Source organism: Plastoroseomonas arctica (assembly GCF_018128965.1).
In the GTDB taxonomy this organism is placed as follows: domain Bacteria; phylum Pseudomonadota; class Alphaproteobacteria; order Acetobacterales; family Acetobacteraceae; genus Plastoroseomonas; species Plastoroseomonas arctica.
In genome coordinates this window covers 30,329-53,294 of record NZ_JAAEDH010000015.1, presented here as the reverse complement: position 1 = coordinate 53,294, position 22,966 = coordinate 30,329, and the positions used below count along the sequence as shown (strand labels likewise).

The 22,966-nt window shown below is 69.1% G+C and carries 20 protein-coding genes; 11 read left to right on the top strand and 9 right to left on the bottom strand.

From position 1 onward, the window contains the following. Positions 1-68: 68 nt before the first annotated feature. Together GXW79_RS13700 and GXW79_RS13695 are read right to left on the bottom strand one after the other, a co-directional pair. A complete protein-coding gene (locus GXW79_RS13700; protein WP_211874967.1) occupies positions 69-851 on the bottom strand; it encodes an HpcH/HpaI aldolase family protein in 783 nt (260 codons plus the stop codon). A 135-nt stretch (positions 852-986) separates the two neighbouring features. Then, positions 987-2,564, bottom strand: coding sequence for a cisplatin damage response ATP-dependent DNA ligase (locus GXW79_RS13695; protein WP_246503988.1), 1,578 nt, complete (start codon positions 2,562-2,564; stop codon positions 987-989). A 35-nt stretch (positions 2,565-2,599) separates the two neighbouring features. On the opposite strand from GXW79_RS13695, the gene GXW79_RS13690 reads away from it, so the two are divergent. Further along, positions 2,600-3,346 carry a hypothetical protein gene (locus tag GXW79_RS13690; RefSeq protein WP_211874966.1) on the top strand — a complete coding sequence of 249 codons (747 nt, stop codon included), beginning with the start codon at positions 2,600-2,602 and terminating at the stop codon, positions 3,344-3,346. A 1-nt stretch (position 3,347) separates the two neighbouring features. Here GXW79_RS13690 and GXW79_RS13685 read toward each other — a convergent pair whose 3' ends face one another. After that, complete coding sequence (locus tag GXW79_RS13685) at positions 3,348-4,394, bottom strand: ligase-associated DNA damage response exonuclease (RefSeq protein WP_211874965.1); 1,047 nt, start codon at positions 4,392-4,394, stop codon at positions 3,348-3,350. Between the two features lie 55 nt (positions 4,395-4,449). On the opposite strand from GXW79_RS13685, the gene GXW79_RS13680 reads away from it, so the two are divergent. Genes GXW79_RS13680 through pdeM form a run of 3 tightly spaced genes read left to right on the top strand, consistent with a single transcriptional unit; the run spans position 4,450 to position 7,891 of the window. Further along, entirely contained in the window at positions 4,450-6,981 is a 2,532-nt protein-coding gene (locus GXW79_RS13680; protein WP_211874964.1) for a ligase-associated DNA damage response DEXH box helicase, read from the top strand. 2 nt (positions 6,982-6,983) lie between these two features. Next, positions 6,984-7,178: a hypothetical protein gene (locus tag GXW79_RS13675; protein ID WP_211874963.1), complete on the top strand. Its 195-nt coding sequence runs from the start codon at positions 6,984-6,986 to the stop codon at positions 7,176-7,178. After that, a complete protein-coding gene (gene pdeM / locus GXW79_RS13670; protein ID WP_211874962.1) occupies positions 7,175-7,891 on the top strand; it encodes a ligase-associated DNA damage response endonuclease PdeM in 717 nt (238 codons plus the stop codon). Before GXW79_RS13675 ends, pdeM begins: the two co-directional genes overlap by 4 nt. Here the strand turns inward: pdeM and GXW79_RS13665 are convergent. After that, positions 7,847-8,818, bottom strand: a complete 972-nt coding sequence (locus tag GXW79_RS13665; RefSeq protein WP_211874961.1) for a S1C family serine protease — start codon at positions 8,816-8,818, stop codon at positions 7,847-7,849. The two genes, pdeM and GXW79_RS13665, sit on opposite strands and share 45 nt — an antisense overlap. A 156-nt stretch (positions 8,819-8,974) precedes the next feature. Then, positions 8,975-9,781 (bottom strand): TorF family putative porin, encoded by an 807-nt coding sequence (locus GXW79_RS13660; RefSeq protein WP_211874960.1) that lies wholly within the window; start codon positions 9,779-9,781, stop codon positions 8,975-8,977. Positions 9,782-10,125: 344 nt separating this feature from the next. Here GXW79_RS13660 and GXW79_RS13655 point away from each other — a divergent pair, with 344 nt between their 5' ends. After that, on the top strand, positions 10,126-11,067 hold the full coding sequence (locus GXW79_RS13655; RefSeq protein WP_211874959.1) for a Bug family tripartite tricarboxylate transporter substrate binding protein: 942 nt from the start codon (positions 10,126-10,128) through the stop codon (positions 11,065-11,067). Between the two features lie 65 nt (positions 11,068-11,132). Beyond that, the gene (locus GXW79_RS13650; protein WP_211874958.1) at positions 11,133-11,492 is read left to right on the top strand and encodes a hypothetical protein; all 360 of its coding nucleotides are present in this window, start codon (positions 11,133-11,135) and stop codon (positions 11,490-11,492) included. A gap of 6 nt (positions 11,493-11,498) precedes the next feature. Here GXW79_RS13650 and GXW79_RS13645 read toward each other — a convergent pair whose 3' ends face one another. Both GXW79_RS13645 and GXW79_RS13640 read right to left on the bottom strand, forming a co-directional pair. Further along, positions 11,499-11,963, bottom strand: coding sequence for a hypothetical protein (locus tag GXW79_RS13645; protein ID WP_211874957.1), 465 nt, complete (start codon positions 11,961-11,963; stop codon positions 11,499-11,501). Continuing rightward, entirely contained in the window at positions 11,960-13,384 is a 1,425-nt protein-coding gene (locus GXW79_RS13640; RefSeq protein WP_211874956.1) for a hypothetical protein, read from the bottom strand. The genes GXW79_RS13645 and GXW79_RS13640 overlap by 4 nt, the downstream gene beginning before the upstream one ends. 238 nt (positions 13,385-13,622) lie before the next feature. Between GXW79_RS13640 and GXW79_RS13635 the strand changes: the two genes are divergently transcribed. The 4 genes from GXW79_RS13635 to GXW79_RS13620 all read left to right on the top strand — a co-directional run bounded on the left by GXW79_RS13635 (position 13,623) and on the right by GXW79_RS13620 (position 19,868). Further along, positions 13,623-15,899, top strand: coding sequence for a DUF3141 domain-containing protein (locus GXW79_RS13635; RefSeq protein ID WP_211874955.1), 2,277 nt, complete (start codon positions 13,623-13,625; stop codon positions 15,897-15,899). A 4-nt stretch (positions 15,900-15,903) separates the two neighbouring features. Continuing rightward, positions 15,904-16,806 carry an agmatinase gene (speB, locus tag GXW79_RS13630; RefSeq protein WP_211874954.1) on the top strand — a complete coding sequence of 301 codons (903 nt, stop codon included), beginning with the start codon at positions 15,904-15,906 and terminating at the stop codon, positions 16,804-16,806. A gap of 319 nt (positions 16,807-17,125) precedes the next feature. Continuing rightward, the gene (locus GXW79_RS13625) at positions 17,126-18,319 is read left to right on the top strand and encodes a type III PLP-dependent enzyme (RefSeq protein ID WP_211874953.1); all 1,194 of its coding nucleotides are present in this window, start codon (positions 17,126-17,128) and stop codon (positions 18,317-18,319) included. A gap of 85 nt (positions 18,320-18,404) precedes the next feature. After that, entirely contained in the window at positions 18,405-19,868 is a 1,464-nt protein-coding gene (locus tag GXW79_RS13620; RefSeq protein ID WP_211874952.1) for a homospermidine synthase, read from the top strand. Positions 19,869-19,910: 42 nt separating this feature from the next. Here GXW79_RS13620 and GXW79_RS13615 read toward each other — a convergent pair whose 3' ends face one another. Further along, positions 19,911-20,342, bottom strand: coding sequence for a VOC family protein (locus GXW79_RS13615; protein WP_211874951.1), 432 nt, complete (start codon positions 20,340-20,342; stop codon positions 19,911-19,913). A gap of 77 nt (positions 20,343-20,419) precedes the next feature. Then, positions 20,420-22,309, bottom strand: coding sequence for an alpha/beta hydrolase domain-containing protein (locus GXW79_RS13610; protein WP_211874950.1), 1,890 nt, complete (start codon positions 22,307-22,309; stop codon positions 20,420-20,422). Positions 22,310-22,502: 193 nt separating this feature from the next. On the opposite strand from GXW79_RS13610, the gene GXW79_RS13605 reads away from it, so the two are divergent. Next, positions 22,503-22,844, top strand: coding sequence for a hypothetical protein (locus tag GXW79_RS13605; RefSeq protein WP_211874949.1), 342 nt, complete (start codon positions 22,503-22,505; stop codon positions 22,842-22,844). The last annotated feature ends 122 nt before the right edge of the window (positions 22,845-22,966 follow it).

The window sequence follows — 22,966 nt, the reverse complement described above, 5'->3', positions numbered from 1 at the left end:
AATGCGGCCCCAAAGCCATAACCGGTTTGCGAATCCCTCGCAACTGATTTGCGAGGGATTCTCATCTGCTACCCGAGCGACCGCAGGAACTTCGCCCGCGATCCCGCACCCGCCATCAGGAAGGCATGGTCGGACCCCGACAACAGGAACCGTGCGCCGAGCGCGATGTAGTCCTTCGCCACCACCTCGTCATAGACGCCGCCCATGCCCAGCACCTTGCCCGAGGCCTTGCAGGCATCGGCCACCTTGGCATAGGCCGCACGCACATCCGGGTGCCCGATCTGCCCCGCGATGCCCATCGAGGCGGTGAGGTCCGACGTCCCGATCATCAGGCTGTCGATCCCCGGCACAGCCGCGATGTCATGCGCATTGGCCACCGCCTCGGGGGTCTCAATCATCGCGCAGATCAGGATCTCGCGGTTGAGCTCCTCTTGCGCCTTGGCGGTGTCCGGCGGCACCATTCCATACGCAAAGGGAGGGCCGCCCCAGCTGCGCGTCCCCACCGGCGGGAAACGATAGGCGGCCGCGGCCATGCGCGCCTCCTCAACCGTGTCCACATGCGGGACCACCACGCCCATCGCGCCATTGTCGAGCGCGCGCGTGCCCTCGAACAACGCATCCTTGCAGCACCGCACGATCGGCGTGACACCCTGGCCGAGTGCTGCGATCGCGATCTGCGTCGCCTCGTGGACGCTCATCGCGCCATGTTCCATGTCGATGAACAGCCAGTCGAAACCAGTCGCCTTGGCGATCATGCCGACGGCGGAGCCGCGCATGTGATGCACACCGAAACCCAGGGCGAGTTCGCCGGCATCCAGACGCGCGCGGGCGTGGTTTTTCATAAGTGACATGGACGATCCTTCCAAGATTTCGCGCGAGCGCACCACGCCGACCACACCGGGTCAACAAGACTGGGGGAAATGAATTTCCCCCAGACCCCCATCTTTTATGTTTATCACCGATACCAGCCGCGAACGCAGCGCCGGTCATTCGGCGATCAAGGCCTCAACGGACTCCAGACGGTCCGCCTCTTCCACGGGCTTGTCGGAACGGATGCGCGCGATCCGCGGGAAGCGCAGCGCCACGCCGGAGCGATGGCGGCTGCTGCGCTGCGCGGCATCGAACGCCACCTCCAGGACAAGGCCCTTCTCCACCTCCCGCACAGGCCCGAACCGCGCCGTCGTGTGGTTCCGCACCCACCGATCCAGAAACACCAGCTCCGCATCGGTGAACCCCGAATACGCCTTCCCCACCGGCACCAGCTCCTCCCCCCGCCAAACCCCGAAGGTGTAGTCCGAGTAGAAGCTGGACCGCTTCCCGCTGCCGCGCTGCGCATACATCAAGACCGCGTCGATCGAGAGTGGATCGCGCTTCCACTTCCACCACAGACCCTTCTGCCGGCCCGCGACATAGGCGCTGTCACCCCGCTTGAGCATCAGCCCCTCGATCGATGCCGCTCGCGCCCCATCCCGCACGGCCGCAAGCTGCGCGATGGACCCGAACGCGATCAACGGCGACAGCGCCATGCGCGCTGGCGCCTCGCGCGCGAAAAACGCCTCCAGCCGCGCCCGCCGCGCATCGAAGGACAGCATGCGCAGATCCTCCTCACCCTCGATCAGCAGGTCGTATAGCCGCACCTCCGCCGGGCTCTCGCGCAGCATCTTCGGCGTCACGGTCTTCCGGTTCAGCCGCTGCTGCAGATCGCCGAATGGCGCGACCTCGCCATCCCGCACGACGAGCAGTTCGCCATCCAGCACGGCGTTGAAGCCCAGCCCCGCGACGATCTCCGGGAACGCGCCCGAGACATCCTCGCCGCCGCGGCTGAACAGGCGCGCACCGCCCGGCCCGGCGACCACCTGCACGCGGATGCCGTCCCATTTCCACTCCGCGCGCCACGCCTCGTGCTGCAGCGCCGCGAGGTCGTTCGCCTCCAGCGGATGGGCGAGCATCAACGGCCGGAACACCGGCTGGCCGGCGGCATCCGGCCGCGGCGCGCGACCCTCCAGCCAGGCGAACAGGCTCGCATAGGGTGGCGTGACGCCGTGCCAAACCTCCTCGATCTCGCCGACATCGACGCTCGACCACTCCGCCAGCGCCACCCGCGCGAGCCGGCCCGAAACACCGACCCGCAAGCCCCCCGTCACGAGCTTGGCGAGCGCGATGCGGCCGCTGGCATCAAGCCTGTCCATCCAATCCGCGATCAGCGCAGGCAGCTCCGCCTTGGGTGCGGCCTCCATCGCATCGACCACCTCGGTCAGGCCCGGCGGCGGCGCGTTCACACCGGGGCGCGTCGGCCAGATCAGCGCGGCGGTCTCCGCGAAATCACCGACGTAGTCGCGGCTCATCCGCAGCAGCTCCGGGTCTGTCCGCGCCGCGACGATCTCGCGCAGCAAAGCGGGCTTGGCCACCCGCAGCACCAGCTCGTCGGTGAGTGCCGCGAGCCCGATGCCGCGCTCCGGATCCGGCTGCGAGGCGAACCATTGCCGCAGCAGGGCGAGCTTCGCCAGGCGCCCCGGCGTGAACAGCAGCCGTTCGAGCAGCGTCGCGAAGGCGGGCAGGCTCATCGCGCGCCCGCCGCAAAGACTGTATAAGCGCCGCCATGGCGGCCGACGGTCACACTGGCGCACTTCCCATCGACGCGGGCCTGGCCCGCGCAGCGCCGCGCTTTTCCATCTGCACGCTGGTCACGGACCACGCCCAGTATCGCGCCATGGTCGCGAGTTTTTCCGCCAACGGCTTCGCGCGCGACACTTGCGAATTCCTCTACCTCGACAATTCCGAGGGCCCCGCCTGGGACGCCTATCGCGGCATCTCCCGCCTGATGACGATGAGCCAGGCGCCCTTCATCATCCTCTGCCACCAGGATGTGCGGCTGCTCGATGACGGCGCCGAGGTCCTCGCCGTGCGCCTCGCCGAACTCGATGCGCTGGATCCGGACTGGGCGCTCGCCGGGAACGCGGGGGGGACCGATGCCGGCGACCTCGCCATTCGCATCTCCGACCCTCATGGCGAGGACCAGCATCGTGGCGCCCTGCCCGCCCGCGCCGCGAGCCTCGATGAGAACTTCATCGTGCTGAATCGCGACGCGCCGCTGGGACTTTCCGCCGACCTCACCGGGTTCCATTTCTACGGCGCCGATCTGTGCCTGCACGCGCGCCTGGCCGGGCGCAGCGCCTGGGTGATCGATTTCCACCTGCGTCACCTCAGCCCAGGCACCAAGGATGCCGGCTTCAAGGCGGCCCAGAAGCGCTTCGAAGGCAAGTACCGGGCGCTGTTCGCGCGCGACTGGCGCATCCGCACCACCTGCGCGCGGCTGCGCCTGAAGCGGAACTGGCTGCGTCGTTAGACTAGGCTGCCTCAACGGGAGCGGCCTCCTCGTCGTCTTCGGAAAACCCCACCAGGTGCAGCGCGCGGCCGCGCACGCCGCGGAGCGACAGCGCATGGATCAGCGCATCCTCCCGCCCATGCGTCACCCACACCTCCGGCGCCTGGACCTCCGCGCATGTGTCGAGGAGTTCGTCCCAGTCGGCGTGGTCGGAGATGATCATCGGCAGTTCGATGCCGCGCGCCTTCGCGCGCTGCCGCACCCGCATCCAGCCGGAGGCGGCGCAGGTCACGGGCTCCGCGAGGCGCCGTGCCCAAGGCGTGGCCTCGGCGGACGGCGGAGCCAGCACGATCTCGCCCGCCAGGATGGCCGGGCCACCGCGCTTGACGAGCGGCACCGGCAGCAGCGGGCCGAGCGGGACGCCCAGCGCCTCATACAGCCCGCACAGCGCGACCAGCCCGCCATGGATGTAGATCGGCCGGTCCCACCCGGCGCGCCGCAGCAGCGCGATCAGCCGCTGGCATTTTCCGAGGGCATAGACGCCCACCACATGTGCGCGCTCGGGAAACAGCGCGAGGCTCGCGAGCAGCTTGGCGATTTCATCCTCCACCGGCGGGTGGCGGAAGACCGGCAGCGCGAAGGTCGCCTCGGTCACGAAGACGTCGCACACCACGGGCTCGAACGCCGTGCAGGTCGGGTCCGCGCGCCGCTTGTAGTCGCCCGAGACCACGGCACGGCTGCCCTGCCACTCCATCACCACCTGCGCCGAGCCGAGCACGTGGCCCGCCGGCGCGAGCGACACCGTCACCCCGTTGACCGCCAGCGCTTCCCCATACCCCAGCGCCTGCTGGCTATCCCCGGCGCGGCCCTCTCCCATGCGCGCGCGCATGATGGCGAGCGTCTCCGAGGTCCCCAGCACCGCGCCATGGCCGGGACGCGCATGGTCGGAATGGCCGTGGGTGATCACCGCCCGCGGCACCGCGCGCACCGGGTCGATGTAGAATTCGCCCGGCCGGCACCACAGGCCTTCGGGGCGGACGCAGAGCCAGGTTTCGGGGTGTGGCGGCATGGGGTGTGAAACTGGCCCTTCCCGGGTTCGGCTCAAGCCGCCATATTCGCCCAAGATGGGAACATTGCCAGAACTTTTCGCCCGCTGGTTCGCGGATCGCGGCTGGACGCTGCGCCCGCACCAGGCGGCGCTGGTCGAGGCTGCGGAGGCCGGGGAGAGCGCCCTGCTGGTTGCACCCACCGGCGGCGGCAAGACGCTGGCGGGCTTCCTGCCCTCGCTGCTTGACCTGCATGCACGGCCCCGCCCGGGCCTGCACACGCTGTATATCTCGCCACTCAAGGCACTCGCCGTCGACATCGCGCGCAACCTCACCGCACCGGTCGAGGCCATGGGGCTGCCCATCCGCATCGAGACGCGCACCGGCGACACGCCGGCCAATCGCCGTGCCCGACAGCGCGTGGCACCGCCCGAATTCCTGCTCACCACGCCCGAAAGCCTGGTGCTGCTGCTGATGCAGCCCGAGGCCGCTCAATTCTTCGCGGGGCTGGACGCCATCGTGGTCGATGAGATCCACGCGCTGGCCGGCACCAAGCGCGGCGACCAATTGGCGCTGTGCCTCTCGCGCCTCGCCACGCTGGCGCCCAAGGCACGCCGCGTCGGCCTCTCCGCGACCGTCGCCCACCCCGAGCCGCTGCGCGCCTGGCTCTCCCCCACCGCGCGGCCGGACGACGTGCGCCTTGTCACCGCCCACCCCGGCGCGGCGCCCATCCTGGGCATGCTCCTCCCCGAGGGCCACCTCCCCTGGGGAGGCCATATGGGCCTTGCCTCCATGCCCGAGGTCTATCGGCGCATCGAGGCCGCGGGCGTCACCATCGTCTTCGTCAACACCCGCGCCCAGGCGGAGCTGTGTTTCCAGGCGCTGTGGCGGCTGAACGAAAAAACCCTGCCGATCGCCATGCACCATGGCAGCCTGCAGATCGAAACCCGCCGCAAGGTCGAGGCCGCCATGGCGGAGGGCAAGCTGCGCGCTGTGGTCGCGACCGCCTCGCTCGACCTCGGGATCGACTGGGGCGCCGTCGACCAGGTCATCCAGGTCGGCGCGCCGAAGGGCGTGTCCCGCCTGCTCCAGCGCGTAGGGCGCGCCAACCACCGCATGGACGAGGCCTCCGCCGCCATCCTCGTCCCCGCCAACCGCTTCGAGGTCATCGAATGCGCCGCCGCCACCGAGGCCGTCGCCGCGCACGACCTCGACGGCGAGGCGCCGCGGCCGGGGGGACTCGACGTGCTCGCGCAGCACATCCTGGCCATGGCGTGCTCGGGGCCCTTCCACCCCGACGCACTCTTCGCCGAGGTGTCGGCCTGCGGCCCCTACGCGGCGCTGAGCCGGCGCGATTTCGACGACACGCTGCGCTTCGTCGAAGACGGCGGCTATGCTCTGCAGGCCTATGAGCGCTTCCGCCGCCTGTTCCGTGATTCCGAGGGCATGGTCCACCTGCGCGACGCACGTTCCGCACTGCTGCTGAAGCTCAACCTCGGCACCATCGTCGAGGCGCCGATGCTGAAGGTACGGCTCCGCGGCGGCGGGATTCTGGGCGAGGTGGAGGAATACTTCGCCGCCACGCTGACCCGCGGCGACTGCTTCCTCTTCGGCGGCCAACTGCTCCGCTACGAGGGCATCGACGGCATGTCCTGCCTGGTTACCCGCGGCGGCGAAGGCGAGCCCCGTGTCCCTGTCTACGCCGGTGCGCGCATGCCACTCTCCACCTACCTGGCTGCCCGCGTGCGCGACATCCTGTCTGACCCATCCCGCTGGGGCGCCCTGCCGGAGCCCGTCCGCGAATGGCTGCGCCTGCAACAGCTCCGCAGCGCGCTCCCCGAACGCGACGGGCTGCTGGTCGAGACCTTCCCGCGTGGGGGCCGCTGGTTCCTCATCGCTTATGGCTTCGAGGGCCGCCTCGCGCACCAGACGCTGGGCATGCTCGTCACCAAGCGCATGGAAACCCTGGGCTACGGCCCGCTCGGCTACGTCGCGACCGACTACGTCATCGCCATCTGGTCGGCCTTCGAGCCCGATGACGTTGCGCCCCTGTTCGAGGAAGACCTGCTCGGCGAACCGCTGGAGGAATGGATCGCAGAATCCTCCGTTCTGCGGAGGTCCTTCCGCAACATCGCCACCATCGCCGGCCTCATCGCCCGCAACCAGCCGGGCCAGGAAAAATCCGGGCGCGCCATGTCCGTGAACGCAGACCTGATCTACGACGTGCTCCGCCGCCATGAACCGGACCACATCCTGCTCCGCGCCACCCGTGCCGAAGCCGCTGGCGGCCTCACCGACGTGCGGCGCATCGCCATGATCCTGGCGCGCGCGAAGGTGGGAATCCGGCACATGCGCCTCGACCGGGTCTCGCCTCTGGCCGTCCCGGCGCTGATCGAGGAAGGCCACGAATGGGTGGCCGGCGGCGCCGAAGACGCGCTGCTGGCAGAGGCCGCTTCCCTGGTCGCGGATGTCACGGAAGGCGCCGAGGTGTTCTCGGAGACACTGGCGGAGGTCCTGGAAGGCGTGACGATCCGGCCGGCAAACATGGATCGGCCGAAGCATCAGGGGCGGTTTACGCGGCGGGTGGGGAAGAAGGCTTTGGGGAGATGAGAGTGGGTTTGGACGACAGCATGGGGGAAATGAATTTCCCCCAAACCCCCTTTCTTTTATTTTTGAATGATTGGTTCGGGTTGGTAGGTCGCACCGAGTTCGCGGCACGCGATATGGCCGTGCCGCAAGCACCAATAGATAAAAACAAAAGAATGGGGGTTTGGGGGAAATTCATTTCCCCCATGCTGTCGCCATGAGCGCCCTCGCCCCGCTGCACATCGCCGGCGAGCGGTTCATGCTCGACCCTGGCGGCGCCCTCCTCTGGCCCGCTCGCAAGCTGATGGCCGTCGCCGATCTGCACCTCGAGAAGGGCAGTTCCTTCGCCACCCGTGGCCAGTTCGTACCGCCCTACGACAGCGCCGAAACCCTGGACCGGCTGCGCCGGCTGCTTCGCCGGCACCGGCCGCAGCGGCTGGTGTTCCTCGGCGACAGTTTCCATCGCGCGACGTCGCGGCTGACGGTGGCGGATGCCCAGGCGCTGGCGGTGCTGGCGCAGGGGCTGAGCATCACCTGGCTGCTCGGCAACCATGATCCGGCGCTGCCACCTGACCTGCCCGGCGATGCGGTCGATGTGCTGGAGGAAGGGCCGATGACGTTCCGGCACATCCCCACGGCCCGGCTGATGCAGGGACACGAGGTCGCCGGCCACCTGCACCCCAAGGCCGCGATGGCGACGCGCGCGGGTTCGGTGACGCGGCCCTGCTTCGTGACCAGTGCGAACCGCGTGCTGCTGCCGGCGTTCGGCGCCTACACGGGCGGGTTGGAGATCGCAGACCCGGCAATCGCGACGCTGTTCCCGCGCGGCGGACGCGCCTTCCTGCTGGGCGCGGAGCGGCTGTTCAGTTTTCCGGTTCCGCCGCGGCGCTCAATGCAGCCGCGGGGCCTTCAGGAAACGCTGCCGATCGGATGATTCCACCGTGATTTCGCGCGTCGCACTCCGCCGCGCGAGCTTCAGCGTCACGCTCACACCGGCATCGCCCACCGACCACACCGCGCGCCACAGCTCGGCCAGGTCACCCACCGGCGCACCGGCCACGGAGACAACGCGGTCGCCCGCACGGATACCGGCCTTCTCGGCCGGGCCACCGGGGGCGAGCGAAGCGATGGTGACGCCATCCTCGTCCTCGGTCGCGTAGAGGCCGAGCCAGGGGCGCACCGGCCGATCCGGGCGGCCGCGCGTCATGATCGCGTCCAGCACCGGCCGCAGGCGGTGGATGGGCACCACCATGTTGAGGTCCTTGCGCCGGCTCTCATCGCCTTCCTGCAGGATGAGGGACCCGATCCCGATCAGCGACCCGTCAGGCCCGATCAGCGCCGCCCCGCCCCAGGCGGGGTGGGCGGGCGCCGTGAACAGCGCATCCTCCAGCAGATATTCCCAGTACCCCGCGAAGACCTGACGCGCGACCAGCTTGCAGGCCAGCGCATGGGTGCGCCCGCCGGCGCCGGCGAGCACCGCGGCACCCCCCACCTGCAGACCCTCACTGTCGCCCAGCGGAAGTGGCGCCACATGCGGGCGCCCCAGGCACTGCACCAAGCCGAAGCCGGTCTCCTGGTCGATGCCCATGACCGTCCCCGGCAACACGCGGCCATCGCCGAAGCGCAGCCATACGCTCTCAGCCTCGGTCACCAGATAGCCGATGGTGAGCACCAGGCCATCCGCGCCGATCAGCACACCACTCCCCTCCCGGTCGGTGCCGAGCACCGAGGCGGTGAAGGCGTCCTCGGGCACCTGCGCGCGCAGCGACACCACGGCCCCGAGCGCGCGGTTCAGGTCGAACCCCAGCCGCGCCGGGTCCGGCTGCAGCGATTCCGGTATTTCCCAATCATCCTTGGCCATGTGGCGGCCCTCTCCTCGGCGGAGGAGGATGGCAAGCCCTCCGGGTCCTGCAAACCCCCATACGAAAAAGCCGGCGAAGCTGTGCCTCGCCGGCTCATCTACCTTGGGCGGCGGGAGCCGCGCGGCAAGGCCAGCACCGTCACGCCAGGTGCGCCATCAGAACTTCAGCGTCAGGCTGGCCAGGAAGCGCGAGTTGCAGATCTTCAGCCCGCCGCATTCCCGCTCGCTCAGGTCGGTGCCGTAGTAGCCGACGGAGGCGGTGATGCCGTAGGCGATCTCACGCGACACCGACACGCCGTAGTAGAGGTAGCTGTCGGGCGTGATGCCGAAGCGGGCAGGACGCTCGATGAACTGGTAGCCAAGGCGGCCGCTGAGCACCAGCTCCAGCACCGGCACCTTGTAGTCCACCCCGCCCTCGATGTAGACGCCCGACCCCGAGCGACCGAAATAGTTGGGCGAATAGTTGGCCGCCGCGGTCAGCGTGAAGTCGCCGAGCTCGATGGTGCCGCGGGCGCCGACTTCGAGGTAGGCGAGCTCCTGGAAGCCGGGCTGGGCGGTGTAGCCCGGGTAGGTGTAGCCGATCACGTAGGTGTCGAACTTCACCGGGCCGATCTCGAAGCGATAGCCGGCGGTGAGGTCGAGCTCCTGGCGGGCATCATAGCCGCCCTGGAAGGCGACGCCGCTGAGGAAGGCGCCGATGTAGACGCCGCTCTCATGGCTGAGCTCGAGCGTGCCCTGGACGGTGGGGCGGTTGCGGGTCTGGCTGATGCCGCGGAACAGGTAGTCGGTCGTGCCGGCGACGGTGCCGGTGAGCGAGAGGCCGGCACCGAGATCGACCTGCGCGCGCGCCGGGGCGGCCACGCCGAATCCGAGGCCGGCGACGATCGCGGCGGCGAGTGTGGTCAGGCGAAGGCGCGTCAATCGCCGGCGCAGCCGCAAGGCGATCGGGGCAGCGAGGGTCATTCTTGTCTTCCTGTCTTCTGGTGGCGCCATGATCATTTCTCCCGGCCCGGCGCGCGCCGTTGCAGGCGACGCTATGCAGGGTGGATTGTGGGACAGCAAGAAGGATGCCGCCCTGTTTGCGCTGGCCTTACGGGCAGGCGCCGCATCCCCAACGCCGCCCTGACGCGGCGGGCGAACGCCAGACTTGCCGATGAATGCCTGTTTTTCAGGCAGAACCCGCCGCGGGGCGGTGCACAGAATTGCAACAATTCGCCCAGGCGCGCGCGGGCTGGTCGCGACGGAGCGGCGGCGACATGATGCCCGGGAAACGGCGCCCCAGAGCGCCCCGACCGAGGATGACGCCCATGTCCCGCCTTGCCCGCCGCGCGCTTGCGGCCTGCCTCGTCCTGCTGCCGGTGGCCGCGCAGGCCTTCCCGGACCGCCCGATCCGCCTGGTGGTGCCCTATGCCGCCGGCGGGGCGACCGACGTGATTGCCCGCGTGCTGGCCGAGGCGCTGGGGCCCATCCTGCCGCAGCCGGTGGTGGTGGAGAACCGCGCCGGCGGCGGCGGCATGGTGGGTGCGGAGGCCGTGGCGCGCGCCACTGCCGATGGCCACACGCTGCTGCTCAACAACACAGGCCACGCCGTGCTGCGCGTGGTGGTGGAGCGCCCGCCGGTGGACCCGCACACCTCCCTCACCGGCATCACCATCCTGGCGGAATCACCCATGGTGATGCTGGTGGCGAACACCCTGCCCGCCCGCGACCTGCGTGAGTTCGTCGCACTCGCCCGCGCCGCACCTGGCCGGTTCGACTATGGCAGTACCGGCGGCGGCGGGACGCTGCAGATGGCGGCCATCCTGTTCCAGCGCGCGGCGGGGGTTCAGATGAACGAGATCCCGTATCGGGGTGGGGCGGCGGCGACGCTGGACCTCGCGGCCGGGCGGATCGCGGTGGTGTTCGACGCAGGGGCCACGGCGTTCCAGACCGCGCGCGGCGGCCAGGCCCGCGCCTTTGCCGTGACGACGGCGGAGCGGAACAGCACCGCGCCCGACGTGCCCACGCTGCGCGAGATGGGCGTGGATGCCGAGATGGCGGTCTGGCAGGCGGTCTTCGCCCCCGCCGCCACGCCGCGCCCGGTGCGCGAGGCGCTGTCGGTGGCGATCGCCCGGGCGCTGGCGGGCGAGGGGCTGCGGGCGCGCCTCGCCGGCTTGGGCGCGGACCGCATCCCGGCTCTGGGCCTGGACGCCACCGATGCCTACCTGGCCGCCGAGGTCACCCGGTGGGAGGTGCTGATGCGGCGCTGAGAGGCGCGGATGCATCCGCGGCCGAGGGCAGGGCGTAACGGGGCATCGCCTTAGGAGACCTCGCCATGATCCGCCCTGCCATCGCCCTTGCCCTGCTCGCCTCCGTGGCGGCCTTCGCCCAGACCACGGCCGAGGACCCCGCCGCCTGGCCCGTGCTGCAAAACCCCTTCCCGAGCACCGGCGGCGGCGGGTGGATGATCGATGGCTACCGGCCGGTGGTGACGGGCGCGGTGTGCACCACCGATTTTGAGGCGATCGGGCCGGACGGGACGCGGCACCGGAACACGGTGGTGTTCGACGCGGTGCCGCTGAACGGGGGGATGTTGTGCCAGAACGGGCGGTGGCGGTCGTTGGAGAATGACGGGAACGGGACGACGCCGTTTCGGGTGTTTGTTAGGGATGGGGTGGTTAGGGGGGCGCCATAAGGGCCTCTACGCGCCCGGCGCGGATCGCCCCTGGTTCTGCGCGTCATCCCAGTAGTGCCGGGTGATGTAGGTCAGCACCGCGGCGATCAGCATCGAAGCGCTTCCTACGCCCGCGAGGGCGAGAGCATCCTTCACCACCGCGTCAGCTAAGCCATGGCCAGCCGAGCCGAGGCGACTCAACGCCGGATCGAGCTTGCTAAGGCCGTAGCCGCCAAGGAAGCCAGCGACCAGCTTGCCGAGATCGGAAAAGGATTTCCGCTCCTTCGCCTCGTAGGGCGAGAGCCCGATGCCGATCACCCAGCCTAGCGCGGCACCGAGGATGCCGGCGAGCAGCGCCGCCGAGAACAATGCGCCACCCTGATGGATCAGCGCGAAGAGCAGCATCAGCCCGTAAAGAAGCACGGCAACGAAGCAAGCTATGGTCACATCGGTCATGTCGCCGCGACGCAGCGCTGCCAGTGTCTTGTTCATTTGGAGCGTTCCTTCTCGATCCGCGCGGCGATCGCGGCATTGGCACCCTTGTGGGCAGCGAGCCAGGCGCAGAGTGCCTCCCAGGTCTCGAGCGTCGTCGCCTCAAGCCGCACAAGCGTCGTCTCGAGCGCCCGCGCCATCGGCTCGATCTCCGGCGGATAGCTTGGCGGTCTTTCCGCCCATGGCGAAACAAGGCGCCCTGTAAGGTGCCCGAGCGAGCGGAAGAAGGGGCTCAAGGTCTCGAAATCCCGGGTCACGGCCGCTTGGATGAGAGGCAGCGCGTCGGGCCGCCCGGTCGCGGCCGCGGCGGCGAGCTCGGCCACCAATATTGCACTTTCCCTCAGCATCTCGCGACGTTCCTCCGCCATCTGGAGCGAGGCGGCCGCGAGGCGATCCAGGTTAAGCAGCGAACGGGCGGGATCGGGCAGGCGCGTCGGCTCCATCAGCTCGGACCGCCAGCCGCCCGCTTTCCATTCGATCATCGCGGGACGCGAAACAGCAGCCCCGGTCAACGCGCTGTGTATGGCCGGAACAAGCCCTTCAATTTCGTTCCACAGGTCGGCAACCGGCTTCCCGCCCTTTGGACGCGGCGACGCCGCACGCACCTTGCTAAGCTCGGCATCAATCTGAAGAGCCTGTATCTTGGATCTCGTGTCGATAAACTCAGTCAACATCGCCGCGGAGGCATGAGTGCCTTCGATTGCCCGCTGCAGGGCAACGGAGGCATCAAAGATCCGCAGGCCCCCTGTCCGCATGGGGTCCGTGGCCATGGCCGCCCGTAAATCGGCCTCGCCTTCGATCCGCTCGGCGATCGCGCGGTAGTCTTCGCTCAAGTCTCTGGCACCCGCCTTCGCGGCGGCGCGGAAGAGCGTACTTGGCGTGACCAGATGCCCCTCCGGCAGCCCCGGTGGCGTGACGCCGGCGCGCGCCAGAACCTGCATCGCGAATTGCGAGCAGAACACGGAACCTGCGTGGTCAGGCCGCACCAGGAAGCGATAACTATAGGTCTGGTCCAGATAGTACTGGATGGCGCCGAGGACCCTGTCGCTGTCCATCTTCGGCAGGCGGAGCGCTCTGAAGCGGCGCTTCGGCATGACGTGAAACCGGCAATCGGCATCATCCTCGACGCGGACAATGCGTACGCCGCCCGCCGGATGTTCGCCCGTAGGCGGGATGGATTCCACCAGCAGCCCCGGCGCGACACAAAGCGCCACGTGCGCAAACCGTGCGGGTTTGCCATCGGCCAAGGTCTGCCCGACAAGCAGCGCCTTCGACAGAACGCCCTTGTCGCAAGTGAAGATCAGGTCGCCGCGTCGGTAGGTCTCGTGCAGCTGCATGAGGCCATCATGTGGCACGCGAGCAAGCAAATCGGCGATGCGCGCCTCCAGCCGTTTCGAACGCTCTTCCCGGGATGTTGCCATCACGCGATCTCCACATCACGCAGGCTATTCGCAGTCCCCCACGGTAGTCCAGGCAATTTGGCCTCCGCGCTAAGGCCTGTTTCGACGCGGCAGCCGTATCGAAGGCATTAGAAGTGAAAAGAACGGTGGCCTGCGGAACGTCCTTCTTACGCCTCTATTGCTTCACAACTCAGACGCCCCTTCCACCTTCCGTCCCCACATGCCACCTATCTCGCGCCCACCTCCAGGAGCCCTCGCCATGACCCCCACCACTTCCGCTCCCGTCACCGAGCTCCTCGCCCGCACTTCCGAATCCGCCGCCCGCGCCCTCGAACAGGCCCAGCGCATCACCGGCGTCATCCAGCGCGCCGCCCCCACCTTCGCCCCGCGCCTCCCCACCTTCCCCGACCTCAGCCCCTTCCAAAAATCCCCCTTCGCCCTCGCCCAGGACGCCATGGCCTACGCCATCGACGCCACCCAGCGCGGCATCCTCTTCTGGGACACCATGCGCCAGGCCGGCAACACCTTCGTCTCCCATGAAGCCGCCGGCTGCCCCCCCGTCCTGCACTTCGCCTATGAGATGGTCGTCGACGGCCGCTCTCTCCCCCGCCCCTGCAACTACGCCCTCGTCTCCATCACCCCCCCCGAGGGCTGGCCCGCCCAAAACCCCGCCCTCCGCCCCTTCGTCATCATCGACCCCCGCGCCGGCCACGGCGCCGGCATCGGCGGCTTCAAGTCGGACAGCCAGGTCGGCGTCGCGCTGCGCCGCGGCCACCCCGTCTACTTCGTCATCTTCTTCCGCGAGCCCGAGCCCTCCCAGACCATCCTCGACATCACCGCCGCCGAGGAGGAATTCCTCCGCACCATCGCCACCCGCCACCCGGACGCGCCCAAGCCCGTCGTCATCGGTAATTGCCAGGGCGGCTGGGCGGTGATGATGCTGGGTGCGACCGCCCCCGAGCTCACCGGCCCGCTGGTTCTCAACGGCGCCCCCCTCTCCTACTGGGCCGGCGAGACCGGCAAGAACCCCATGCGCTACGCCGGGGGCCTCGCCGGCGGCGCCTGGCCCGCCGCCATGCTGTCCGACCTCGGCAATGGCCGCTTCGACGGCGCCAACCTGGTCCAGAATTTCGAAAACCTCAGCCCCGGCAACGCGAAGTTCCGCAAATACGCCAACCTCTTCCAGAACGTGGACACGGAATCCGAACGCTTCCTGGAATTCGAACGCTGGTGGGGCGGCTTCTTCCTGATGAACGCCGACGAGATCAACTGGATCGTCGAGAACCTGTTCATCGGCAACCGCTTCTCCCGCGGCACCCTCTCCGCCGGCCCGGGTGCGGCCTTCGACATGCGCGCCGTCCGCTCTCCCATCATCGTCTTCGCCTCCGCCGGCGACAACATCACCCCGCCAGGGCAAGCCTTGCGGTGGATCGCCGACGTCTACGACGACGAACAGCAAATAAAGACGCTCGGCCAGACCATCATCTACCTGATGCACGCCGATATCGGCCACCTCGGCATCTTCGTCTCCGGCAAGGTGGCGCTGAAGGAACACGCCGAAATCGCCACCACCCTCGACACCATCGAGGCCGTGGCCCCCGGCCTGTACGAAATGCGCATCACCGGCACCGAGGGCACGGGCCTGAACACCGGCTTCCAGGTCGAGCTGGTGGAACGCTCCATCGCCGACATCCGCGCCCTGTCCGGCGAGGCCGAGAACGAAGCCTTCCCCGCCGTCGCCAAGGTCAGCGCCCTGAACGAGACCCTGTACGACCTCACGCTGCGCCCCATCATCCGCCAATTCGCCACCGAGCAGACGGCCGAACTCCGCCGCCAGCTCCACCCCCTCCGCGCCAAGCGCTCCCTGATGTCCGACAAGATCAACCCCTTCATGGCCGGCTTCGCGACCATGGCCGAGCACGTCCGCGCCCACCGCCAGCAGGCCGCGCCCGACAACGCCTTCATCGCCGCCGAACGCGCCATGGCGGACCGCATCGAAGCATCCATCGACCGCTACCGCGACACCCGCGATGCCCGCCAGGAGATCGCTTTCCACATCGTCTACGGCGCGCTCGCCGCCATCGGCATCACCGACGATGTGCCGATCGAGGCTCCCGCCCAGGCGGCCCTCGCCCAGACCCCCGAGGTGCAGGTCGCCATGACCCGCATCGCCACCGGCGGCTATGCCGAGGCGGTGGTGCGCATGATGATCCTGCTCGCCCGCGCCCGCGGCGGCGTGCGCCGCGATCGCCTGGCCCGCTCCAACGCCCTGCTCACTACCGAAAGCCCCTTCGCCGAAATGTCCGCCGACGCGCGCCAGTCGATGATCCGCGAGCAGACGCTGATCGTCGCCGTCGATGCTGAGCAGGCTCTCGCGACCCTGCCGCAACTGCTGCCCGGCGCACCGGACCGCCGCCGCGCGCTGCAGACGGTGGCCGACGTCGCCGGCCCCGAGACCGACCAGCCCGAAGCCGTCCTCGCCATGCTCGCGCGGCTGCGGGAAACGCTAAAGCTGGCCCGCCCGGTCGCGGCCTGAGGCCATGGTCGGCGTCCCGACCTTCGCCACACCCCCCGGCTTCCTCGGCCTGCCCTTCACCACCACCCCGGCCGCCCTTTCGGTCGCCGGGATCCCGCTCGACATCGGCACCACCAACCGCGCCGGCACCCGCGCCGGTCCGCAGGCCATCCGCGCCGCCTCGCGCATGCTGGTCGACGGCGCCCACCCGGTCAGCGGCGTCGACCCCGCGACCCTCTCGCTCGCCGATCTCGGCGAATTCGCCATCGCGCTCGGCGACATCCAGGCCAGCCTCGCGCTCATCGAGCAGCAGGCCGCGCTCATCCCTCACCTGCTCGCCCTGGGCGGGGAACACGGCGTCACCCTCCCACTGCTCCGCGCCCTCGCCCGTCGCGTCGGCCAATCCCTGGCCCTGCTCCACGTCGACGCCCATTGCGACACCTGGTCGGAAAGCTTCGGCCAGGAATACGGCCACGGCTCCGTCTTCTTCCACGCCATCAACGAGGGCCTGATCGACCCCCACCGCACCATCCAGATCGGTATCCGCGCCACCGTCCAGACCGAGGTCGCCGCCTGGGCGCCGGCGCGCGGTGTCACCGTGCTCTCCGCACAGGACGTCCACGCGGAGGGCATCGCGGCGACCATCGCCCGCGCCCGCGCCGTGCTCGGCACCGGCCCCGCCTATCTCTCCTTCGACATCGACGCGCTCGACCCGGCCTTCGCGCCGGGCACCGGCACCCCGGAAATCGGCGGCCTCGCCTCCTGGCAGGCGCAAGCGCTCATCCGGGGGATGGCGGGCCTGGATTGGCGCGGGATGGACCTTGTGGAAGTCGCCCCCGCCTATGACGTGTCGGAGATCACGGCGCTGGCGGGCGCGACTTTGGCGTGGGAATATATCTGCATGGTTGGCAAAGACTGGGGGAAATGAATTTCCCCCAGACCCCCATTCTTTAACTTTTGAATTTTGGTGCTGGCCGGGCAACCGGCACCAATAGATGAAAATAAAAGATCGGGGCGCGGGGGAATTCTTTCCCCCGACCTTGCTTAAATTCCACCGAAATCCCCCGCCTCCCCAGCAGACTCCCGGAAAAACCCAGGCCAACCCCGCAAATGCCCTTGCATTTTCCGGAACAAGCGACCATATCCCCCATCACTGGCGCTATCGCACGTGCCGGAAGGCAACGACGGGACGCGTCCTTATCGGTGGAGCCGGCCATGTGGGTCGGCGCTCTGACAGGGAAGTGCCCATGTCTGCTTTCATTCCGCACGGCGCGCTCCGCGCCCTGCCCCGTGTTGACGACCTCATCTTCGCCGCCCGCCCGGAGGACCCCGTCCTCTGCCTGCGCCCCGCCGTGCTGGCCGAGACCGCGCGGGCCTTCCGCCGCGCCTTCCCCGGCGACACCCTCTATGCCGTGAAGTGCAACCCCGAGCCGCAGGTCCTGCGCGCGCTGTGGGATGGCGGCGTGCGCCATTTCGACTGCGCCTCGCTCGGTGAGGTGCGCCTGGTGCGCGGCCTGTTCCCCTTGGCCATCATCCACTTCATGCACCCGATCAAGGCGCGCTCGGCCATCCTCGAGTCCTATGCGGTCCATGGCGTGCGCGACTTTGTCTTCGACTCCGCCGAGGAGCTGGCGAAGATCCTGGCCGAGACGAACGACGCCACCGATCTCGGTCTCTTCGTGCGCCTGGGCCTGCCCAAGGGCAGCGCGCGCTACGACCTCTCCGGCAAGTTCGGCGCGGCGCCCGATGTGGCCGCCGCATTGCTCGCCGCCGCGCGCCCGCACGCCGTCACCCTCGGCCTGTCCTTCCATGTCGGCAGCCAGTGCATGGAGCCCGAGAGCTACACCCGCGCCATGATCATGGCCGGCGACACCATCCGCGCCTCGGGCGTCGCGGTCGAGATCGTCGATGTCGGCGGCGGCTTCCCCGTGGCCTACCCGGACCTCTCGCCCCCGCCGCTCTCCGCCTTCATGGCGGCGATCGCGCGCGGCTACGCGCAGGCTGGCCTCGCCGCCGGCACGCGCCTCTGGGCCGAGCCCGGCCGCGCCCTGGTCGCGGGCGGCGCCTCCCTCGTCGTGCAGGTCCAGGCGCGGCGCGACGGCATGCTGTTCATCAATGACGGCGTCTACGGCTCGCTCTCCGACGCCGGCACCCCCGCCTTCCGCTTCCCGGTCCGCGCGCTGCGTGCCTCCGACGCCCCGCTGCGCGACTTCGCCTTCTTCGGCCCCACCTGCGACAGCGCGGACGTGATGCACGGCCCCTTCCCGCTGCCCGCCGACATGGCGGAGGGCGACTGGATCGAGATCGGCCAACTCGGTGCCTATGGCGCCTGCCTGGGCTCGAACTTCAACGGCTTCGAGGCGCCCCGCATCGAGGCCGTGCGCGACCGCCCGCTGCTGGAAACCGCAGGCCTGACCACCCGCCGCATCCGCGCGGCCTGATCTCACCCGGATTGTCACAAGAACGGGACGGCCAGCCGGCCGCCCCGCCCCTATGCTGTCGCCTCGATCCCAGGAGTGCTCGCCGATGTCCCTCGAAGCCGTCCCCCCCGCCACCACCGTGACCGAAGCGACGCTGGCCCCAATCGACGCCATCCATGCGCGCTTTGAAGGCCGCCTGGTCATCCTCGGCTTCGGCTCCATCGGCCAGGGCGTCCTCCCCCTACTCCTCCGCCACGTCGCCATGCCGCGCGAGCGCATCACCATCGTCACCGCCGAGCCCCGCGGCCATGAGGTCGCAGCCGAATACGGCATCACCTTTATCGAGACCGCCGCCACGCGCGAGAACTACGCCGACCTGCTCACCCCGCTGCTGGGCGCGGGCGACTTTCTGCTCAACGTCTCGGTCGACGTCTCCTCCGTCGCGCTCATCACGCTGTGCCGCGAACTTGGCGCGCTCTATCTCGACACCGTTGTCGAGCCTTGGGGCGGCCTCTACACCGACCCCTCGCTCACCCCCTCCGAACGCTCGAACTACGCCCTGCGTGAGAGCGTCCTCGCTTTGCCCAAGGACGGCCCCACGGCGGTCCTCACCCATGGTGCGAACCCCGGCCTGGTCTCCCACTTCGTGAAGCAGGCGCTGCTCAACATCGCGGCCGAGACCGGTGTGCCCGCCACCGCACCCGTCGACCGCGCCGGCTGGGCCGCGCTGGCGCAGACCCTCGGGATAAAGGTCATCCACATCGCCGAGCGCGACACCCAGGCCGGCACCATCCCCAAGCGCCCCGGCGAATTCGTCAACACCTGGTCCATCGACGGCTTCGTCGGCGAGGGCAACCAGCCCGCCGAACTCGGCTGGGGCACCCACGAAAAGACCCTCCCCGAGGACGGCCGCCGCCACGAATTCGGCTGCGACGCCGCCATCTACCTCCTCCGCCCCGGCGCCGGCACCCGCGTGCGCACCTGGACCCCGCTCGAAGGCCCCTTCCACGGCTTCCTCGTCACCCACAACGAGGCCATCTCCATCGCCGATTATTACACCGTGAACGACGCAACCGGCGCGGCCACCTACCGCCCCACCTGCCACTACGCCTACCACCCCTGCGACGGCGCCGTGCTCTCCATCCACGAACTCGCCGGCAAGAACTGGGTGATGCAGACCAACAAGCGCCTGATGGTCGACGAGATCACCACCGGCATGGATGAGCTCGGCGTGCTGCTCATGGGCCACGCGAAGGGTGCTTACTGGTACGGCTCGCGCCTGACCATCGAGGAAGCCCGCCGCGTCGCACCGCACAACAACGCCACCTCGCTGCAGGTCACGGCTGCCGTGCTCGCCGGTGTCATCTGGGCGATCGAGAACCCCAATCGCGGGCCGGTCGAGGCCGACGCGCTCGACCATGAGCGGATCCTGGAGATCTGCGCGCCCTACCTTGGGGATGTGGTCGGGGAATACTCGGACTGGACGCCGCTGGAGAACCGGGAACACCTGTTTCCGGAGAATGTGGATCGCACGGATCCGTGGCAGTTTGAAAATTTCCGGGTGCGGTAATAAAAAAGGCCGGGGAAAGGAATTTCCCCGGACCCCATTCTTTTACTTTTGGCGACGGGGGACAACCGTCGCTGCGGTTGCGTGCTGCCAGCTTTTATAGACGAATTCGAGGCTGTAGCCGTCTGGGTCGAAGACGCTGGCAGCGTAATAACGAGGGTCGTAGTAGGCCCGGATGCCCGACGCGCCATTGTCGACAGCACCCGCCGCCATCGCTCCGGCATAGGCCGCATCGACCTCCGCCGTAGAGTTCGCGACGAAACCGACATGCGCAGACCGCGCATCGGCCACTCCCGCCCGCAGCCAAAAGAAGATGCGCCCGTTGCAGCCGAACCCCTTCAGGTCCGGATGCCCCGGCGGCCCATCCTTGCCATTATAGTCAACGCGCGTCGTGATCCCGAGCGGTGCCAAAGCCGCCGTGTAGAAGGCTATCGATCGATTTAAATCGCTGACCGTCAAGAACACATGGTCGAGCAAGGGCTAACTCCACAACAGGCACCACTAGCCAAAAATAAAAGGATGTGGTCAGGGGAAATTCATTTCCCCTGCCTTTTTCACTCCCTCGGAAACCGCTCCACATCTTCCGGAAGCAGGAACCCCGCAGCCGCGAGCCGCTCCGCCGCCGCCCGCAGCGCGGGGCCACGCGCCGGCCGTTCCTCCAGCGACAACCGCGGATCGCGAGCGGCCTCGCGCGCCGCGCGCGTCGCGGCCAGGGGCAGCACGCCGCCCATCAGCGGGCACAGAACGCCCGGCCCGTAGCCTTCGGCGCGCGGGTTCCAGGCGGTGCGGCTTTCAAGCGGCGCTTCCAGGATCGGCATGCGGATGCCGGCGACCGCCACGCCGTCGCCATCCATCCTCGGCACGAAGACGGGGAAGCGTCCGAGCTCGCGGGGTGGGATGACGGTGTGGTCGGATTGGGCGGCGGGCACGTGGATGCCGGTGTAGTTCAGCCCAGGGACCGGGGCCGGCAGGGCGCGCGCGGCTTCCACCAGCGTGCCGGCGGCCAGCGTCGGCACCTGGCTGGGCGGCGGCACGCGGCGGTCATGCACCCAGGCGTCCAGGTGGCTCAGCAGCGCGCGCATCGGGCCGCCGGCGTGGTTGGGGTTGGTGGGAAGGGCACAGACCGGGTTCGCTGCCACGGTGGCGCCGGGTTGGGAAAAATGCGGCGTGCCTGCGATCATGTAGGCGCGCACGAAATCCGGCAGACCAATCGCCCCGCCGCCCGGGTCCATGACCAGCAGCGAGGCGCGGGCACCCCACCATTCATACTCGGTGTCCGTTTGCATCACGCGCGGGCAGGTGTTGGACGCGGTGCAGCGGCGCAACAGGCCGTCGCGCGCCTCGGTGAAGGGGTTTTGCGTTTCGGCATAGGTGAAGGGGAAGGCGTCGGCGGACCAGGCGGGGTCCTGCAGGCTGCGGGGCGCCTTGTCGGGCCGCGCGAAGCGCGAGTTCATGAACATGCGCCGGGTGCCGGCGACGTGGGGCATCAGCCCGTCGAACACCGGCTGCCCCGCCGTGTCCTCGTTGAAGCCGAGATAGAGGAAGTCGCGCAGGAAGCGGCCGGACTGGGAGACGCCGAAGGCCATCGTGCGTCGCGTGCGGCCCGCGAGGGGATTGGCGTCGCCAGCTTCACGGCGGAGGAAGGCGGCCACGTCGCGCACCGCGGCGAAGCCCACGCCGGAGACGACCGGGTCACGCGCCGTGTAGGTCAGCTCATAGACCGCGCCGGCGTCGTAGCCGGCGGGCCGGGTGACCGTGATTTCGCGCGGGTTCGCGACGGCGACAGCGAGGTCCGCGGGCGTCTCACGCGGCAGGTCCCAGCGAGCGCGCACGGTGATGCGCGCGGAGGCGTTATCGGCGATCGGGAAGGCAAGCGGAATGGGCGCGGGGTTGCGCAAGTGGTCGAAGACCACCTCCTCCCGCATCGGGCCAGTGACACCTTCGAGCATCGGGAGACGGATCGCGAGTTCACCGGCGGCGGGCGCGAAATCCGCCTGCCAGCCGACCCAGACGAGCGTAAAACCCTGTCGGAACAGGAAGCCATTGCCCGGTTCGCGCCCTTGCGCGGCGGTGGGGCTTTCGTTGAAAAGCGGCAGCGCGAGCATGCGGCCGCGATTGGGCACTTCCAGCAACATGGTGCCGTTGCCGCGCGCGGCCTCGACGGGGCGGAGGATCACCACATCGGCGCTGGCCTCGACGCGGCCCTGGGCGTTGCGCGGTGCGGCCGCGATGTCAGCGATGACGGCGTTGCGGGGGTCGGCGGGGTCGAGCGCGATGGTCGCGCGGCCGGCGAGCCGTTCATAGCGACCGGCGGCGCCGAATTCCTGGCCTCCGAAGGCCGACTCGGGCCGGCCGGTGAGCTCGAACCGGGTGACCTGTGCGCCGGCTTGCGGCGCGAGGGCCAGCCAGGATGCCGCCGCGAGGGCTGCGAATGTCTTGTTCATTGTGGCCTCCGGGCCGGGACCCTAGCGGCGTGGCGGCGGCGGCGATAGGCACGCGGTGCCTGCGCCAGGGCTCCGCGGAGTGCGCTCGCCTGGCGGATCAACAACTCGGTCGGCCAGCATCATCAATCCGCACTTCACATTCCCGTCAGCACCCGGATATGTTCGCCGATATCAACGATCCAGGGATCCGCCAATGCTTCGTCGTTTCATGCTTGCCCTTCCACTGCTGGCCTCCGCCGGCGTCTCCACCGCCCAGGCGCAGAGCTGCGATACGCGTTTCGTGTTCAACAACCGCTCCAGTGTCACGGTCATGGAGTTCTACTTCGACAGCTCGCGCAACCCGCGCTGGACCCGCGATGAACTGGGCAGCGGCGTGCTCCCGCCAGGCCAGAGCCGTCGCTTCGCGGCCGCCTACAGCGGCATGTATGACTTCCGCGCCGTGCTGCAGGGCGGACGCGCGGTCGAGCTGCGCCAGGTGAACATCTGCCAGATCACCAACGTCACCCTTACCAATGGTGGCCTGTCCGCCCAGTAGCCGCGCGCCTGATCGCCTTCGAGACGGCGCGGCAGGTCCTGCCGCGCCGTTTTGGTGCCCGGGTCCAGGCGACAAGGTCTTGGTCGCGCGCTTGCGGACCGCCCGCGAGGCGCTACCGTGCC